The sequence below is a fragment of the Lyngbya aestuarii BL J genome, from assembly GCF_000478195.2.
GTDB classification, from domain to species: Bacteria; Cyanobacteriota; Cyanobacteriia; order Cyanobacteriales; family Microcoleaceae; genus Capilliphycus; species Capilliphycus aestuarii.
The window spans coordinates 19,178-36,982 of sequence record NZ_AUZM01000005.1; the positions used below are offsets into that span (position 1 = coordinate 19,178).

14 protein-coding genes are annotated in these 17,805 nt (G+C 39.3%); 2 read left to right on the plus strand and 12 right to left on the minus strand.

The features are described from left to right. Positions 1-53: 53 nt before the first annotated feature. The 4 genes from M595_RS03475 to M595_RS03490 all read right to left on the minus strand — a co-directional run bounded on the left by M595_RS03475 (position 54) and on the right by M595_RS03490 (position 5,442). Positions 54-1,004 carry a C69 family dipeptidase gene (locus M595_RS03475; protein WP_023064746.1) on the minus strand — a complete coding sequence of 317 codons (951 nt, stop codon included), beginning with the start codon at positions 1,002-1,004 and terminating at the stop codon, positions 54-56. 417 nt (positions 1,005-1,421) lie between these two features. Beyond that, complete coding sequence (locus M595_RS03480; RefSeq protein ID WP_023064623.1) at positions 1,422-2,192, minus strand: ATP synthase subunit B family protein; 771 nt, start codon at positions 2,190-2,192, stop codon at positions 1,422-1,424. Between the two features lie 40 nt (positions 2,193-2,232). Further along, positions 2,233-3,228: a hypothetical protein gene (locus tag M595_RS03485; protein ID WP_023064650.1), complete on the minus strand. Its 996-nt coding sequence runs from the start codon at positions 3,226-3,228 to the stop codon at positions 2,233-2,235. Between the two features lie 12 nt (positions 3,229-3,240). Further along, on the minus strand, positions 3,241-5,442 hold the full coding sequence (locus tag M595_RS03490) for a dynamin family protein (RefSeq protein ID WP_023064672.1): 2,202 nt from the start codon (positions 5,440-5,442) through the stop codon (positions 3,241-3,243). 158 nt (positions 5,443-5,600) lie between these two features. On the opposite strand from M595_RS03490, the gene M595_RS03495 reads away from it, so the two are divergent. Continuing rightward, positions 5,601-6,470: a hypothetical protein gene (locus M595_RS03495; RefSeq protein WP_238987020.1), complete on the plus strand. Its 870-nt coding sequence runs from the start codon at positions 5,601-5,603 to the stop codon at positions 6,468-6,470. On the opposite strand, the gene M595_RS03500 is transcribed toward M595_RS03495, so the two are convergent. Continuing rightward, positions 6,445-7,761, minus strand: a complete 1,317-nt coding sequence (locus M595_RS03500; RefSeq protein WP_023064687.1) for a site-specific DNA-methyltransferase — start codon at positions 7,759-7,761, stop codon at positions 6,445-6,447. The two genes, M595_RS03495 and M595_RS03500, sit on opposite strands and share 26 nt — an antisense overlap. Positions 7,762-8,090: 329 nt before the next feature. Here M595_RS03500 and M595_RS03505 point away from each other — a divergent pair, with 329 nt between their 5' ends. Beyond that, positions 8,091-9,455, plus strand: coding sequence for a cytochrome P450 (locus M595_RS03505; RefSeq protein WP_023064661.1), 1,365 nt, complete (start codon positions 8,091-8,093; stop codon positions 9,453-9,455). Between the two features lie 136 nt (positions 9,456-9,591). Here M595_RS03505 and M595_RS03510 read toward each other — a convergent pair whose 3' ends face one another. The 7 genes from M595_RS03510 to M595_RS03540 form a co-directional block, all read right to left on the minus strand. After that, positions 9,592-11,118: a site-2 protease family protein gene (locus M595_RS03510; protein ID WP_023064717.1), complete on the minus strand. Its 1,527-nt coding sequence runs from the start codon at positions 11,116-11,118 to the stop codon at positions 9,592-9,594. 216 nt (positions 11,119-11,334) lie between these two features. Then, on the minus strand, positions 11,335-11,664 hold the full coding sequence (locus M595_RS03515; RefSeq protein WP_023064628.1) for a hypothetical protein: 330 nt from the start codon (positions 11,662-11,664) through the stop codon (positions 11,335-11,337). A 53-nt stretch (positions 11,665-11,717) separates the two neighbouring features. Further along, on the minus strand, positions 11,718-11,903 hold the full coding sequence (locus tag M595_RS03520) for a LuxR C-terminal-related transcriptional regulator (protein WP_023064691.1): 186 nt from the start codon (positions 11,901-11,903) through the stop codon (positions 11,718-11,720). Positions 11,904-12,249: 346 nt separating this feature from the next. Next, complete coding sequence (locus M595_RS03525; RefSeq protein WP_023064685.1) at positions 12,250-13,542, minus strand: glycosyltransferase family protein; 1,293 nt, start codon at positions 13,540-13,542, stop codon at positions 12,250-12,252. Between the two features lie 354 nt (positions 13,543-13,896). Further along, a complete protein-coding gene (gene fdhD / locus M595_RS03530; protein ID WP_023064743.1) occupies positions 13,897-14,736 on the minus strand; it encodes a formate dehydrogenase accessory sulfurtransferase FdhD in 840 nt (279 codons plus the stop codon). A 114-nt stretch (positions 14,737-14,850) separates the two neighbouring features. Further along, positions 14,851-17,076: an FdhF/YdeP family oxidoreductase gene (locus M595_RS03535; protein ID WP_023064749.1), complete on the minus strand. Its 2,226-nt coding sequence runs from the start codon at positions 17,074-17,076 to the stop codon at positions 14,851-14,853. Between the two features lie 371 nt (positions 17,077-17,447). Continuing rightward, positions 17,448-17,789, minus strand: coding sequence for a hypothetical protein (locus M595_RS03540; RefSeq protein ID WP_023064698.1), 342 nt, complete (start codon positions 17,787-17,789; stop codon positions 17,448-17,450). Between the last annotated feature and the right edge of the window lie 16 nt (positions 17,790-17,805).

Here is a 17,805-nt window from a genome sequence, read left to right on the forward strand (position 1 = left end):
AGGGTTGAATAATGTCACCCTAGATTTTGACATATTTAGAACTGATCAGATCACTAGATACGATTGCCGAGGGAATGCTGTATTAATGTATTGCTAAAAGTTTTCGGCTGATATTCTTGTTGACAGGGATAAGGCTGTTCAATGAACCAATGTTCCCATCGATCTGAAGATAGAGAAGAAATTTGGCTGCCTGTGGTTTCAAATTTGCCGTGCATACAAACATTGCCTTTATGATCGCGTAAAATGGCTTGAGCGGTATCGAGGGAAAATTGACCTTCGTTGAGTTGACACAACAATTTAACCCGTCCTTCTCGCGAGTCGTGAGAGGAAACTTGAAGTCCCCCCTCTGAAAAAATCTGAGCAAAATCAAAATCTTCTTCACTTTGACACCATCCCATTTCTATTGCATGAGGGATGAGTTGGGGATGTCGTAAATCGCCCTGATTCCGAATACTGAGATCATTAGAAATAGATCGAGTTCCGGTTGTCACGTGTTCGGCTATCCAATATTGACCTGCGGTTTCTAAGACCCAAGCTTCTGTGGGATCAGCAATAATAAATGAGTTGTGATAAATCAGGGCAAAATGTTCGGCACAGTTTCCCCCTTGCCCATGTTTTTCTAATAATTCTACTATACAATCAAGGGCTGAACGAGCGGTTGCAGAGCGTTCTAGGGCGAGTCGTAATAAATCCATCCCCAACAAACCCGCACTATAATAAGGTTCAGTTGTCCAAACGGCCTCATTTCCGATGACGACTCCGCACTCATTTGCACCCATTTCAGCGCCCCAAATCCAGCGAGGTTTTGATAAGATTACGGCGTAGGTGTGGTTGACTTGAGGAATAGAAATATAAGTACATTCAACTAATTCACCAAGACCGTTATTTTGGGCTGGAAATGTCACCACATCTTGAATTTCTCCTTGAGGGCGATCGCTATTTTTCCCAAAAATAACATCACTGTTGAGTGTAGCATCGGGTAAGGCAACGAAGGTATCACACATCGCAACAAAATTCCCTGAATTAACTTGTTCCTATTTTGTCTTGCTAACTTGGTGATCTACCCTCCTAAATATTAATGTTTTCTATAATTTTTGTGTAGACTCTCACTCTGACTGATTCTTTATCTGTTCAAAAGAACTGGACTCGGACTTCAATTTATGCAGCAAATGATCACAAATTATCAAAATCCTGCCAATCATTCAGGTTTTTAATTCGGTTAACTGAACTTTGAAGTTCTTTTAACAAACTGTCTATTTTCTCAATCAATTCTCTGTCTTTGGCGTTTAATTTTCCCTTTTCAGCTTGAGTTTCTAACTGTGTATTAGAAATAATAAACCGAATTAACGGCTCTAGTTCAGATAATTTTTCTAGCTGTAAACTCGTTAACTGTTCAAAAATATCCAGATAATTTGCAAAGTTTAAATCGCTAGGTAAATCATTATAATTGCTAAAATAATCGCTATCGTTAATGCGGCTTGAGTCGTCGTTTTTTTTTGGGAGGACAGAACTGATCTAGAAGTTGGAGATGCTATTAATTGATTGGTCTTTGAAATGATTTCCCATTCTTCATTTTCTATTCTATCGGATAAACCCCGCCAAACTCCCGACATACTTAAAGCAGATTTAGCTTTTAAGGTCGTGATAATTATCAAAAAACCATCTCTTAAAGGAATAGAATAGTTTTGCAGTTCTTTAGCCAATTCTTGTCGTAATTTTGCAGAATTTTTACCCAGTTTACAAGCGTTTTCTGCGGGTTTAGATGCGATTATTTTGGAAATCGCTAACTGTTCAATTGCGTCTTGTTCAACTTTAAAACCGTATTCTCCACCGATGTTAATAGCTTTATCTATTTCTAATTCTAGTTCATTTTTTAACGCACGAATAGCGAGAGAACGTAATATATTTTCATGTTCTTCTGAGTCAGAATAAACCCAAGCGATAGAATTTCTAACGGAGCGACCCATAAAATCTGCACGTTCTTCTCTAGCTTTTAATCCCGTTACAAGTAAGAGAAATTCAGAATCTTGACGCGCAAGAATCATTGAAGGTTTTTGATGCTCGATAACAGTTTCAACAGGTACTCTTTTAAAAATTGGTGGAGTTTCACGAATCAGACTCTCTTTTCTGATTTTAAACCAAGAATAATCTTGATCTTCTTTTTGACCTCGACTGAGAATGTAAATTGTCATCGTTATTTCCTCTAAACGTTCAAAGTGTGTTTAAATCAGTTTAAATTTTTAACCATTGTTCGCCTTTCAAAACCACAAAACCTTCGCTAGTTTTACAGTTATTGGCAAATTGTTTAACAGCAGTTCTCAGGTAAGCATCCAGACTAAACCAGTCTCGCAAAAAGTTAAAAACTCCCCAGCTTTTTGAACGAGAATCAAAATGTAATTTCAGCAAAAATCGCAAAAGATATCTTAAAGGTTGTTCACTGTCTTTCGGACTATATTGAGCATCATGTCGGGTTTTCCGAAAGTAGAAATGAGGATTTTTATGTTGATCATATTCTACCCGAGAAAAAATCACACTCCCCACCGTTTGAACCGGAGTAATAACACTCGCTATCCAAGGGCTAACTTTTTCAGAATCAAAAAATTGAATTAAATTTTCATAGCTTTTTTTCACCCGTTCTATTAACTCTTTTGCCTGTTGTTCATCTTTTAAATATTTCTCGCATTTTATCGGAGCAAAAATAACCAACCGGGGCGAATCAAGGTCTTGATAAGCCGCATTGAATAAGTCTTTAATTTGTTGGGGTCGATTCACTTTTTCGTTCAATATCCCTTTTGAATCTTCCATCAATGCCGGAGCATCAATTGCAATTAAAACGGCTACAGATTCTCGCAACAGTTTTCTGACAAACTCTCTTTCTTCTTTGGAGGCTTGACTTCCTAAATAGCCGCCCGGATAATCTCTAAACCGCAGTTGTAAGGAAGGTTTTTCTCCTTTTCGACCCAAACCAAAGGTAAAAGAACGCAAAGAATCCGGGCCAGAAATGGCTTCTGTTCCTTGAATTCCCATTCTTCCTCTCGGTTCAAATACATCGAGTAAACTCTTGAGATCAACTAAGTTATCTTGCAAAATTGCCGAGCTTTCGTCGTCGGGAGTTAGCTGTAAATCCGTCGAACCGATATTACTCTCAAACTGCTCATACATGGCGGTGATCAGGGTTGTTTTACCGACTCCACTAGGGCCGAGCATTGTAATTTGAAGTTCCTGCATTTGTATCCTAAATTAATCCAAAAAGGTGATTAAATTTAACTGGTTAGCTGCCGTTGCTCGTTCAACAGAATCCATCCATTCTCGTCGAGTTCGTGTTCGTTCTCCTAACTGTTCAAATTCGTTAGGCCAGACATCGTGACGAATTTCTTCTAAGAAAATACGCCATTCGTTTTTAACTTCTTTTGCTCGTAAGACTCGATCCATAAATTCTTCTACGATAGCAAATCCGGCTTGACTCGGTTCGGCCAATAAATCATCTAAGGCGCGTTCGCATTTATAAACGGCTTCTGCTTGCAGAGATTTGAGACAATTTAAGACTTCTTGAGCGGTCGGAGAGGATGACAGTTGCAGTGAGGTTTCATCGGGGGTTAAATCATCAATATGTTGGCGGATTCGGTGTTGAATTAAACCTCGATAGGAAAGTTCAAAGTCGGCTAAAATTTGAAAGCCTCGCCACAATTCACTAGGTTTATTTTCGACGAGTTCTTCGGGAATGAGTTCGGCAATTGTCTTGAGGAATTCTACCCCTCTACTCTCGGTTAAACCCGCCAAACGACCTCGCTCTATTAACACTTGAGCCACTTGAGATTTTACCCGATCTAATCCTCGTTTTAATCCTTCATCTAAAGAGAGAAAATGTTGAGATAAATGGGAGCGAACTTCGTTGAGATATTCATAATAAGCGTTGGGATAGCCGCCCACACTATCACGCTTGCGATTAATTTCGGCTTCGGTGGGAAGACCCGCATCTTCTCGACAGGCTTTAATGGTGTTTTCTACTTGTTGCTTGAAGTCGGCATCTTGTACATCCCGCTGTTCTCTGAGTTCTCGCAAAAGGGCTTCTAAACCCGTGGTTAAATCTTCCCAAAGTCGATCAAATAAGGTCACAAATAAGGGAAACCAATTGTCACGTCCGGTAACTCGTTCTAGAGCTTTTTCGGCTTTTTCGAGTTCGGAAGCAACGGTCTTTTGCAGTTGAATTAAACGGTCTTGGGTTGAGGAGGCGTATTCGGCATCTAAAGCCGACATTTTACTTGCTAAATAGTTAAGAATTCGCTCTAGAATTTGTTGATTGACGGTTTCTACATCCGCACAGTTGGCAATAATATGATCGACCACATATAAATGCTTTTCTTTGCGAGTATTTGCCAGGTCTTGACAGTAGAGGGAGTTGTCTCCAATTAAGGAGTTATTATCGGTACGATTGAGAACAAGAAATGACCAAAGTTTGAGCGGGAGTTCAGTCAGTGCAGAACTGGCAATATCATACAGTTTAACATCAACATCTGCCCAATATTCTCTCGGGGGTCTAGGCATTCGCACAAATAAAACAATATCAACATCTTGTCCGAGGGTTTTGATTAATCGTTCTTCATCTCCGAGTCCGGTATCGCCTAATCCCGGCATATCAATTAAGGCTATTTGTCCGACATCGGAGTTGGGAAAAGTACAAACAATTTTGGCTTCTCGAACGGCTAAATAATTGACATGAACACGATTTCCACTGGGATCATCTTGAGCAATATATTCTCGAATTTGAGACTTGGGAATGCGACGGGGCGAAGGTTCGTGAAACAAATGACGGTATTTTTCGAGGTTTGTATGGTAGCGACGCAAATGTTCGTACATCGCCCCACATTCTGCCTGTTTCGAGAGGTTTATCGGTAAATTTGGAAGGGGTTGGGTGGCAAATTCTTCTAAACTTAAAGGTTTGGCTCCCAGATAAAGTTTATCGTAATAAGGGGCAATGATTTCTTGTAAAAAACTTCGTTCGGTGTGAAACCAAACTTCTCCGTAGGTATCAACACTGGGGTTATGGTAAATTGTACTGCGAACTCCGGTACAATGTTGGCGATCGCCTGTGGGAATTTCCGAGGTTGTTAGACCGGATAAACTTTGTAATAAACGGCTTTTTCCCTGTCCGGCCCGTCCGACCACACCAATATTTAAAGTATTACGAGAAAAACGTGATTTGAGTTGATTTAAAGCCAATAATTCGGACTCAATACTTCTGTTGATTGACGAGCAATCTATTTCTTTCAAATCTCCACTCACATCAAAATCGTCAACTTGTGAAAGAAGCTGATTTCGGTGGTTTTGAAGACGATCCAATTGAGTGGAAAGTGACCTGAGATTCTTCTCAACTTTGTCGATTCTCAAGGCGAGAGGCTGACGTTGGTTAATAATGCTGGCAATCTGGGCAGATCTATTCATGGGGATAGCTTTCTGATTCCCGAATGATTCTATTTATCATAACTTAAATTTGACAAAATTGTGTTAATTATCGTTAAATTTATTGCTCGTGCGCTTGATTTATATTCGTCTTAATCAGCCAACCTGTATAATATCTATCCATTAAAGCAATAAAGGAGGTGTCTCTCTTGAGTTCATTTAGTGAGTATAAACCTAGAGCTTCTCAGTATATCACATTCATGGATTCTGAGTTTTATCCTGACTATCTTGATGAAGCAAATACTATTTATGGCAGTGTTATAGAAGAGTTTGCAAACTTAGCTAACAAAGCTAGCAACTCTGCAAATTTACTGAGAAGTATTACTGAAATTCCCAATCCATCTAGAACACAATTACTGCGCGTCTTCCGTAAATATGTATCACCAGATACTTCGGTTGAGATGTTAAAGGTCAAAAGAAGAATTTCCAGCATCATTGAAGACTATGGGCATCGATTTAGAGATATAGAAGAAGTTAGAGAAAAATTAGCAAGCCGTCCTAATCCTGATGAAGCATTAATGGCTATTCTAATGGAATATAAGAGCCGGGGACAGAAAGGATATGAATTAACAGAAGCATTTTTCCTGTGGTTTGAAAAAAACTTTGGAGCGGAGTATCTAATTCAAGGCCCTGTAGGTGCAGGAAGAGATATAATGCTCAATGAAGTATTAGAAAATTGGGCAATACAAACACCAGCAGACATTCTAATTTCTCGGACTGATAAAACTCCTTTGGTTATTGGATTTGCACGCTACGATTCAGATCGAGGGGGAGCGCAGGAAGATGATCGCATTGGTGGCAATAGAGATAAGGTGACAGATATTCTCCAGTACGCAAATACTTACGATCTTCCTCTAAAAGTGTTCTTTTTAAATGATGGCCCCGGATTAACTCTTGGATCAATGTGGAATGATTATGCCTCCCTAGAATATTATGGACAAGGAAGAGTTCTAGTTTGTACTCTGAAAATGTTAGATGAAAGATTTACCAGAGATTGGCTTGAAAGTTAAGTTGTTTATCCCAATCTTCAATCAGAGTTTCTGGAACTTCCTCAAGATCTGATGCGATCTCCAAATATAAATCAAGCCCCCGTCGCAAAATTCTATTCGTATTGAACAGAGACTCTTGTTTGGGTTGATTTCCATTATTATTAACAAAGTCACCCATTGCTTCAGTTCCTTTAATCAAGCGATGAATTGTTGTTTTTATTGCCAAAAGTGAATTATCTATCCCTACCCATTGTCTTTCTAATTCTTCCGCAACCGCCACTGTTGTTCCACTTCCCAGGAAAGCATCTAATATCAGATCTCCTGGATTAGAAGAAGCCAAAATAATTCGCTTAATTAAATCAGGATTCTTTTCCGTTGGATAACCTGTAATCTTAATATTTTGATTGTGAGCATCCTTGAATTCAAGCCATATATCTTGAACGGCAATACCCTTACTATTATCAAGATATATTTTCCTTCTAGGATTACCTGTTGGAGACCAATAAATTTCACCTCTTTTATCCATCTCATCTAAAACTTCAGGAGGATATTGCCAATGTTTACCCGGTGGCGGAAGCATTCCTTTCCAAGCTTGACCTGTTGCACCTTTTCTCTGACCTGGAGCATGAACAGGAACTTTTTTGTACCGTCTTCCTGTCTCTTCTTCTATATACTGATATTCTTTTTTCGCTTTGGCATCTGTCCAAGATTCAAAGGGTTGATTCCACACATAATCATCACTTTTTGTATAGAAAAGGATATAATCTGATATATTTCCATACTGTTTGCGCGTGAAGTTTTTTGGGTTACATTTTTTGCGAGTAATCCAATTTCTAAAATTCTTTGCTCCAAAAATCTCGTCCATTAAGATTTTGACCGGAAAAGCCATCTTTTCATCTAGATGAACATATATAGACCCATGATTTGCTAATATTTCTCGTAGTAAAATCAATCGTTGACGTATAAACTCTAAATAATCTGCTCCATCAATTAAATCGTTGTAAGCATGGGTTTGATTTCTGGACTCAAAGCCAAATCCAGTCGCGTAAGGAGGATCGATGTAAATTAATCCCACTTTCCCTAAAATATTAGGATCATCTAATAAAGTTCTAAGCACTCTCAGATTTTCCCCATATACTAGGTAACTTTTCGGTTGTTTTTTCACGCGAGCAACACAACGTAACTGAGCGGGAGGCGTTTGAAATATATCTTCAGTAGAAACTTTTCCTTCATACTCCAAGCGAAATGATAGCTTACTGTTGTTTTTTAAGCTACCTTGAGATTGATTTTGATGAGGTATACCTGTTGCCATTGTAATTAAGAGTTAGACCCAATTTTTTGTTGTTTTTGTTGGCTTTAAAGTTGAACAACAATCAAGTTTTTACAATGACTATTGTATCATTATTTTTTATAGTCTGCAACTTCTTTTGTTGCTTAAAATTTTATAAAAAGCCATCAAATAAAGTCTGAAAAGAAAAGAATTTGTAGTTTAAATAAAACTTTGATTTTGACAATAAATACTTTAGACTGTTGAAAATTTCTTTTTAAGTTCCGGTTTAACTTTCCGATCTTCCCTAGATAGAATATTTAAAATGTGTAACAGTAGAATAAAAACAAAGATTCAACACAGGAGTAGTGCAGATGACAACAACCACACCCTCACCGACTGCAAAAACCTTTAAACAGCTTCCGATTGTTAAAAGTCCTGATTGGTGGCAAACTTTACGAGCGATTTTCAATCATCTGGACTATCTCGAAGAAAGTCGGGCGCGTTACGGGGATAATTTTGGCGGCTCATCAACAGGTTTTCCCGATTATGCCATATTTAGCGATCCTAAAGCCATAGAACAGATTTTTACAGCGAATCCAAATTGTTTTGATTCGGGCGTTGGAAACAAAAGTCTTCGACCCTTATTAGGTGATTTTTCTGTTATTCTTTTGGATGGTCATTCTCATCAAAAACAGCGCAAACTTTTGATGCCCCCTTTTCATGGGGAACGAATGAAAGCTTATGGTCAAACCATGTATGAAGTGACTCGGCGGGTGATGCAAAGCTGGCCGAAAGATCAGCCGTTTGAGATGCGAAATAGTACCCAAGAAATTACATTGCGGGTCATTTTAAATACGGTTTTTGGGTTGGATCGAGGCGAACGCTTTGAACAACTGAGAAAATTAATGACCGAATGGTTGGATACTTTTAATTCTCCGTTTAAAGCCAGTTTTTTGTTTTTTCCGAAATTACAAAAAGATTTGGGAGCTTGGAGTCCTTGGGGGCGATTTGTGAGAATTAGAAATAAAATTGATCAACTGCTTTATGCAGAAATTAATGAGCGTAAAAATAAGCCGTTGAGCGAAGATATTTTGAGTTTGATGATGGCGGCGCGAGATGAAAATGGCGAACCGATGAGCGATCAAGAATTACGAGATGAGTTGATGGGGCTGCTATTTGCAGGACATGAAACAACCGCCTCTGCATTGGCTTGGGCATTTTATTGGGTTCATTCTCAACCTGAAATTTTAGATAAATTATTGGATGAACTCAGCCAATGTGATCTTAAAAATGATCCCAGTGCGGTGATTAAATTACCCTATTTGAATGCAGTTTGTTCGGAAACATTGCGAATTTATCCGATTGCGATTTTTACGTTTGTTCGGCAGTTGAAAGTTCCGATGGAAATTCTAGACTATCAGTTTCAAGCCGGAACTCAACTCATTCCCTGTATTTATTTAGTGCATCATCGGGAGGATATTTATCCCAATTCTAAACAATTTCGCCCAGAACGTTTCCTCGAACGTCAGTTTTCACCCTATGAATTTTTGCCGTTTGGGGGTGGAAATCGTCGCTGCTTGGGTTATGCGTTTGCATTGTTGGAAATGAAGTTAGTTTTAGCAACGGTATTGACTGAAACGAAACTGGAATTAACGGAAAATCGCCCGATTAAACCTGTCCGTCGAGGGTTAACGTTTACCCCAGAAAATGGGGTGCCGATGAAGGTAAAAGCTTAGAAATGGAATGTTCACTCTGTAACTTCAACGGTGAATGAAAATAAGTACGATTGATCCATTTGCTGCTTCACCAACTCGGTTTCTAATTTATCGGACTAGAAACCGGGTTTATCCATCAATTTTAAGAGGGAATGAATTAACCACCAATTCCCAAACGACTAGCGATCGCAGGAGTCAGAGGAAATAAAGTAGTAATCATCAAAAATAAGGCTAATAAACCTAAAGCGGCGCGAGTATCATCGGGTTCGGTTAATTCGTTCAAACTGGGGCGTTCGAGGTTGCGTTGTAAGATTAAAATTACCACAGCCCAATATAACGCTAGAGAGTTTACTAACGAAGCAATTGCTAATACCACAAACGTCGCTAGAGTGGAACGTCCGGCAATTTTACGACCATAAATCGCTTGCATAATTCGTCCCCCATCGAGTTGTCCGGCTGGCATTAAATTAATTGCGGTAATCACTAAACCTAACCAACCGATAATCGTCAAAGGATGAACATCAACAATAGATTTATGCAGCGCTGAACCTAAAACTGTCTTGGCTAAAATTCCGACTAAAACTGACCCTTTAAAAAATTCGGTAGGAATCTGAAATAAACTTCCAGGATGAGATAAAACTAACCCGATAAACAGCATTCCCAGTGAGAGTAATCCTCCAGCCGCAGGCCCGGCGAAAGCAACATCAAATAAAACTTTTCGGTTCGGAAGAATAGACTCAAAACGGTTAAAAGCCCCAAAAGTACCGACTTGAATAGTCGGAATAAAAAACGGCCAGCCAAATTTAACGTGATGACGTTTTGCCATCAGTTGATGGGCAATTTCATGGCTGGCTAGAATCGAAAATAAACCCAAGGCAATGGGGAGAGTTTCAGCATAACGGTTCGGTTCTGTAAAAAAGTCAAACCCGAGTAACAAACTTCCGGCTTCAAAGGTGGTAAAGACGCTGACCAAGAGTAAAATAATCGCTAATACTTTTTGAGGAATTGTAGTTGATTGGGGATCATTTTTGCGAGGCAGAACGATCACAACGGGTTTTCCTTCGGGGTTTTCAACTAAAAAAAGTCGGAAGCGATCGCCCATTTTTTGCTCTAAGTGTTCTGATAGACGAGTATAGGCTTGTTCAGGATCTGTTCTGAGGTTTCCTTTGAAGATGATTCCTTCTTGATAAGGTAAAGTTTCAGTGGCAAAAAAGGTGTCTATACCAAAAATATTTTGAATGATTTTGAGATCTTCTGGGGGAATCGGTGTTGGTTTTTCTTCGGTATCTGTTAACTTTTTTTCAGGGGGCGAGGGGGCTGCTCCCGATTCAACGGAGGATTTTTCCTCGGTTTCATTCGGGGTATGGTACTGTTGGGGAGAGTCTGCTGGAGAGTCAGAACGTTGTTGCTCATTTTCTGCTGCCATTTCCCGCAGTTTTCGACCGAGGATGATGTAGAGTCCAGTTGAAGCCAGGAATAAAAAGAGGATACTGGCTAGATTGAGGTAAATTCCAGCCGCTGCCAGTGCGAAAAACAGCAGCCAAGGTGCCATTAAAATGATAGACTGCAACCAAGACAAGATCCCCTGTTTACCATAGGGTTGAGCGCGATAGAAGCCCCATCCCACAATCCCTAGAGCGATCAATAAGATGAAAATAGTTGTATTATCAAACGAAGTAAACATTCTAGACCTTAAAACATAGAGCAAACAACACCTGAACTAATCAAGCATCACTCAAAACAATTATACAGTAGCACCTGAAAAGGGTTGATTCTTAATCCCATGCAGGCAATAGACCAATATGTTCACAAGAATTAAAGTGATACAAACTCTCAAGGCTAGTTGTGAATTGCCACTTAATTCAAAGTATTGTTCCTAGTTTTAATAAAATTGATCTCCTTACAACTCATCTTTGATGATTAGTTTAAGTTCTCTAGAAATTGGCAATTTATCAATCTCTTGAGATAAGTTTATCTTGCTTTCACCCTGAGAATTTCGCTCTTGATAAACGCCGACAAGGAGAGCTTCTAAACCATACTTCGTGAGAGCATCAGAAGCCAGTCCAATAATTCCCAGTAGCACAATTCCCCCAATCATTCCCCCAGGCCCTAACATGGCTAGTGCAGCCGTAATTGCAGCAGCTCCGGTTAATCCAGTCGTTGCCATTGCGATCAGGAGAACAACCGCCGGGAAACCAATTCCAGCTAATTTACTAATAATTTCATCCATGATTTTAATTAAACTTAGATAAATGTTTGGTATGGAAAATACAATCAAAATCTTCAAGAATCAACTGAATTATCTAAGTCTTGGGCTTGATCCATGAGTCGATACTTGGCATTTCTAGCAACAACTTGTACTCGCTGCTGAGTAATTTGGAGCTTGATCGCAATTTCTTTGGTTGTCCATCCTTGCTGCAACAGTTCATAGACTTCTTTCTCTCTGGGTGTCAGTTCTTTTCGTCTCATTTCGCTGATTGATTGTCTCTAACAATTAATATTGTTGCAGATTTGGACAAAAAAAGTATCCGAAAAAATACTGAAGTTTAAGAGAAAAAAATATTCTCAATAAAAGTTACAGTAAGTCAGTTACAGATTACTCCGCCCAACGGGTACTCTGCGCGCGTGGGCTTCGCCCAACACCAGTCACGTGACTGCTGAACCCGAAGGGGGTCTGTCCGCTGCTGTAACCGTTGGTCAAAAAAGATTAATTAATCTCATCACCTCCTTCAAAAATTATTGAAACATTTTCAATCGCAAAAGTAGAAGTAAAATGATCAGATTATTGCCTCTCGTTTTCTGAGTCGGATTTAAACTAGGGAATAACGATCACAGGGTTAGGAGTATTGTGATTAGATTCAACTCGAGAGGCATCAGAATTTCCCAATGTGTTCATGGAGGCTTTCGCTTCAGCCATATCTCGTCGGGTGGCTTCTCGCAATTGTTCTCGTAGGGCAGGCATCACGGCGAGGGCGCGTGTCCAGTCAGGAATTTGAATATTTGCGGGGTTGTTGAGGTAGTCTTGCCCTGCTTCTGTGATCACTTGTTCAAATAACTCGACAGTAACTTCTTCTTGATGACGATCATACTCTAGGTTATTAAAACGAGCATCAACAAAATATTGCCGAGTGTAGTCTTGTGCTTCGCGTCGAAATTTAACTCGTAAGGTGCGAATTTCATCCATGGTTAAGACAACTCGTTCCATTTCTGTTAAAGTTCTGAGAATAGAACGGAGAATATCTCGACACATTTTTCGCAAGCCTTCGTGAGTGGAATTACCAATCGGTTGATGTTTATGATCGAAGGTTCCTAAATCAATTTGAGCGATGCGTTTTTCGGCTACATTACGATAAACTTCAGCCAACAATCCAATTTCTAGACCCCAATTTCCCGGAATCCGAATATTAAGAGCTAAATCATTTGTTAGAGCGCATTCTCCCGATAGAGGATAACGATAAGCCCCTAAATAACGTAGATAATTATGATAACCTAACATATCCGTTAAAGCCGTGAGTAAAGGCATGACAAATAAACGGACAACTCGCCCATGAAACCGAATGGGTTCACCTCCTAAGCGGGCATAATAGGCTTTGTTAAAGGCGATCCCCAACTCTTTTTCGACCAGAGGAAAAAGTAGCTTCATCGGATAGGTTTTGTTATAAGTGATAATATCAGCATCGTGCATAGCAATGGCTTCAGCTTGTAAAGATGCCACACCCAGTCCTAACCAAACGGCTTGACCTTTGCCTTTAAAGCTTAATAAATCTAAGCCTTTATCTCGCAATTTTTCTAAGAGTTGAGTCACCCGAGGGCCGTTTTCCCAAATCACAAAAGTTGGCTGGGGTAATATACTAAAAAAATCAACAGCTTTATTATATTGTTCGGCAGTTTGAGCGCAAAGACAAATGACTACAGTATTGACAAATTTACATTCTTTTAATTGATCTCGAATTAAAGTTAAAGCAGGTCTTTCGAGTTCATCATATAATGCCGGAATCAATACAGCAGTCGGTGAAGTTTCACTTAGTTGAGTTAATCGTGCTTCTAGGAGTTCTAGATCGCAACTAAAATCATGTATTGTTGTAATTAATTCTTGTTTGTAGTCCATATAAATCCCAACTCCAAATATTACACATTATACTGTTGTGTCTATTTTACCCCTTGTCGGTCAAACGGAGAGAGTCAAAATATTTTGATCTCAAGATATTTCAACAAATTTTGCGATGAGAGAAATTGAAGTTTGTTCTTGAGGTAAAGCCAACTTTGATCTCGATGATCTTTTCAAAACAATACAATATCTCTTGGATTCTGTTCGTTTGTATTGATTGTTCATCTCTTCTTATTCAACATTTTTTGGATTTTTTAGCATAAATAATAACTTTTAAAATAGTTTATATGATATTTAAAATAACCCATTTATTGAAAGTATTTTTAATGTTAAATCTTCATCAAAAATGAATCACTAAGAAGCCAGTTTAATCCGTTCAATTCCTGAATAAACATTAAATCGCCGACCTCGTAAAAAACCAATTAACGTTATATTAAATGCTTGAGCTATCTCCACCGCCAAGCTACTCGGAGCAGACACCGCACAAAGAACGGGAACACCAGCAACAATAGACTTTTGCAAAATCTCAAAGCTAGAGCGTCCACTGACCATCACGATATGATGCGTTAAAGGTAACTCATTTGTCAAGACAGCAGAACCAATGAGTTTATCTAAAGCATTATGACGACCGACATCTTCTCGAAGTTTCAAGAGTTTTCCCTGAGCGTCAAACAAAGCTGCTGCGTGTAAGCCGCCAGTCGCGGAAAATAGTCCTTGAGCTAATTTAAGTTGATCATTTAAACGATAAATAATCTCTGTGTTAATATTAAAGTCAGAAGAAATCTGCGGAATTTCACGGATTTTTAAGGACTCAATACTCGCTTTCCCACATACTCCACAAGCACTGGTCATAAAAAAATGTCGTTCGAGTCGTTTTAAATCAAAAGTTAATCCCGATTTTAGAGCCACATTAATAATATTTTGTCGCTGTTCGCCATCAATATCAGGATCTACACAATAACTCATTTTAGAAATATCTTCTCGGCTAGTTATCCCCCCTTCACTGTACAAAAAACCTGCCACTAAATCAAAATCTGCTCCCGGTGTTCGCATGGTAACAGCGAGAGTTTGTTCGGGATAAATCAACCGTATTTCTAAGGGTTCTTCTGTGGCTATCTCATCTAAACGAGAGCGGGTTTGACTTTCTTCTATTGTCCAGATTTTAGACTTTTTTTTGCTTTTTGCAGCACTCATGGGTTGATTTTTTAGTTTATTTAATTTAAGTCTCAGTAAGTTCGTTGTTGCGATGCACGCGCACCGATATAGGGCTAGAGCAACGACAACTAGCCCAACTACAAACGTTATCAATCAGCCGATCTTTTCCAAACAAACTAAGGCGTTATAGTCGGGAACACCTTCAGACGAACGCTTATTTTTATCTAGTAAAATATTTCCCTCTGGCCAGTGAACTTGGATATTTCTCGGTTTCATCGGGGCTATATAAACTCGTCCTTGATATTCACCCCAATCATTTTTTAACAGAACTTTATCACCATCTTTTAAGTTTAACTTTTCCGCATCAATAGGATTAATTAACACCGCTTCTCGCAACGCTCCGGTAATAGCATCTTTGCGTTCTTGAACCATACTATTAAACTGTTTTCCCCGACGAGTTGCAACGAAGAAATAACCCGCAGGTAATTCATCAAAACTCGGCGATAAAACCGAGAAATGAGCTTTTCCATTAGGTGTGGGAAACTTCCAGCCAAAACACAGATGTGAACCCCCATATTGAAACTGATCACCCTGTTCTTTTAGATGTTGAATTCCGGCATATTGGGGGATAACTTGAGCGATTTCTTGACGCATTTCTGCGGTAGTTTCAAAGTGTAATTTATCCGATAATTCGGGATGAACTCGCCGTGCTAATTCCATCAATACTTCCCACTCTGGGCGGGCTTCTCCGACTCTAGGGCCAGGAATTTCAGGGCTAAATATGACCCGTCGTTCTGTACTGGTTTCTGTCACACCTCCTGGCACTTCATAACGAGTGGTAGCGGGTAATATAATCACCGTTTCTGTCGGTTCTAATAACATTTGATTTGAACACACAATATCCATGTGAACCCGCAACGGAATATTTTTTAAAGCAGTTTCTACAGAATCGGGATCGGGCATAACTTCCAGAAAGTTACCGCCAATTGAGAATAACACATCAAGTTTATTTTCGGCTGCTGCTGCAATCATTTCTGAGGTAATTAAACCCGTTTTTGGAGAAACATTAAATCCCCAATATTTGCTGATCAATTCGGCATTTTCTGCGTTAATTTTTCGTCCGCCTGGAAAGACCGTAGAATAGCATCCCATTTCCGCCCCGCCTTGTACGCCAGAATGTCCGCGAATGGGCATTAAACCACATCCTTCACGCCCGACAAAACCTTTCATTAGAGCGAGATTAATAATGGCTCTGACGTTATCTTCACCACATTCATGTTGAGTAATTCCCATACTCCAAACAAACACCGCTTTTTCTGCTTTTCCGACCATCTCAGCAAAAGCATACATTTCCTCGCGAGTCGCCCCAGAAATTTGTTCTAAATCTTCCCAAGTTTGACGCTCTAATTCGGCTTGAAGTTGTGAATAATTTGTAGTATAATTTTTGATGAAGTTTGAGTCTATCCAGTTGTTAGCAATTAGATGTTTAATTACTCCATTTAGAAAAGCCTGATCACCATTGAGATTCACTAAAAAGAAATCTTCAGCGAATTTCGTACCGAATATTGCACTTTCAGGAATTGAAGGCACCCAGTAGCGTTCCATTCCCGGTTCTCGATAGGTATTCACACAAACAATCCGAGTCCCTGCTTTTTTTGCCCAGTGTAAATATTTAACGGTAACGGGTTGATTGTTCGCAACATTTGAACCAAAAAATACTAATAAATCGGTGCCAATCCAATCTTTATAGGAACAGGTTGTTGCAGCCGCCCCAATCGTTGTTTTTAACGCTCCGGTACTCGGAGAATGACAAATTCTCGCCGCATTATCAACATTATTACTCCCCATTGAACGCACTGCTTTTTGAACAGCATAATAGGTTTCATTCACGGTTCCCCGACTGGTTACATAAAACCCTAAACGTTCGGGATTCGAGGCTTTAATGCGTTCAGAAATACAGTCTAATGCTTCATCCCAACTGATGCGTCTAAATCCTTTATCGCCTTTATCTCGTCTCATTGGATAGGGAACTCGTCCCATTTCTCGCAACTGGGAACTTCTTTTTTGTTGTAATAAACTAACATCTGCTAACTGTTGAGGATCGAAAGCAGACATGGTATTAAGTCGCAAAAGTCGCATCCGCACGTTACACAAATGAAAGCCGTCTAACGTCCAGTCTTTCATTCCCGTTGTTCCCAAAGAACAGCCATCACAAACCCCATGATTGAGAATATCCCAAGCGTAGGATAGGCGATCGCGATTTTCCCAAACCGCCCTCACGCCTTCCCAATAGTTATTCGGATATTGTTCGCCAATTCCAAAGGGCTTCCAACTCGCCCACAGGGAGGGATTCCAAATTTTATTCGGTTTGTGCAACATGGGTCGATTTTAAATGATGTCTTTTATTAGTTTATTATAAAAAAAGACTTTTGGCGCAGTTTGTTCAATAAATAACACTTTTGATTGGTTTATTTGCAAAATTATATAATTACTAATTAATAGTTTGTGTTTTTGTTTGAGGGTTTGATCCCCCCTAGCCCCCCCTTAAAAAGGGGGGAATGGGAAAAAAAAGGGGGAATTGTATTAGAAAGGGTTGGTTAAATTAGAGTTTGACAATTGCCCTAAATTGTTCTATCGTAAAAATTACAACTATTTTCTCAATAACAAACAGTAACCTCAAAAAATAACCCCCCTTAAAAAGGGGGGGATGGTATTATCAAAGGTATTTGCACGTTATTGATCGAGTTGATTTATGTATTCATTTTACTTTCTATATAGTCAACAAAATCAGCAACAGTAGCACTTTCAAAATCAAAATTTTCTATATCACAATACAAATCTCCCATAAAACCACTACCGCTCAGGAAGCCACCTGGTCTGAAACGGATTTGACCACCAGATGTACTTATATCGCTCTCTTTCCACTCTACAATTCCTAACTCTAATTCTGTCTCTAGATAACAATCAACATAGTCAGCAAATCCGGTACGACTGTCATATAAATCAGATAATTGGTCTGATAAATTACAGTCTCGATCTAGATCTTCTTTGAGAGTTTCTAAAATCAACTCTTGTATTTGTTCGCGATTCATAGGATTTTCCATGATG

Bases quoted from the DNA above. Each gene is read 5' to 3' on its own strand.
- M595_RS03475 (WP_023064746.1), bottom strand. From the start codon at position 1,004: ATGTGTGATACCTTCGTTGCCTTACCCGATGCTACACTCAACAGTGAT.
- M595_RS03480 (WP_023064623.1), bottom strand. From the start codon at position 2,192: ATGACAATTTACATTCTCAGTCGAGGTCAAAAAGAAGATCAAGATTAT.
- M595_RS03485 (WP_023064650.1), bottom strand. From the start codon at position 3,228: ATGCAGGAACTTCAAATTACAATGCTCGGCCCTAGTGGAGTCGGTAAA.
- M595_RS03490 (WP_023064672.1), bottom strand. From the start codon at position 5,442: ATGAATAGATCTGCCCAGATTGCCAGCATTATTAACCAACGTCAGCCT.
- M595_RS03500 (WP_023064687.1), bottom strand. From the start codon at position 7,761: ATGGCAACAGGTATACCTCATCAAAATCAATCTCAAGGTAGCTTAAAA.
- M595_RS03505 (WP_023064661.1), top strand. From the start codon at position 8,091: ATGACAACAACCACACCCTCACCGACTGCAAAAACCTTTAAACAGCTT.
- M595_RS03510 (WP_023064717.1), bottom strand. From the start codon at position 11,118: ATGTTTACTTCGTTTGATAATACAACTATTTTCATCTTATTGATCGCT.
- M595_RS03515 (WP_023064628.1), bottom strand. From the start codon at position 11,664: ATGGATGAAATTATTAGTAAATTAGCTGGAATTGGTTTCCCGGCGGTT.
- M595_RS03520 (WP_023064691.1), bottom strand. From the start codon at position 11,903: ATGAGACGAAAAGAACTGACACCCAGAGAGAAAGAAGTCTATGAACTG.
- M595_RS03525 (WP_023064685.1), bottom strand. From the start codon at position 13,542: ATGGACTACAAACAAGAATTAATTACAACAATACATGATTTTAGTTGC.
- fdhD (WP_023064743.1), bottom strand. From the start codon at position 14,736: ATGAGTGCTGCAAAAAGCAAAAAAAAGTCTAAAATCTGGACAATAGAA.
- M595_RS03535 (WP_023064749.1), bottom strand. From the start codon at position 17,076: ATGTTGCACAAACCGAATAAAATTTGGAATCCCTCCCTGTGGGCGAGT.
- M595_RS03540 (WP_023064698.1), bottom strand. From the start codon at position 17,789: ATGAATCGCGAACAAATACAAGAGTTGATTTTAGAAACTCTCAAAGAA.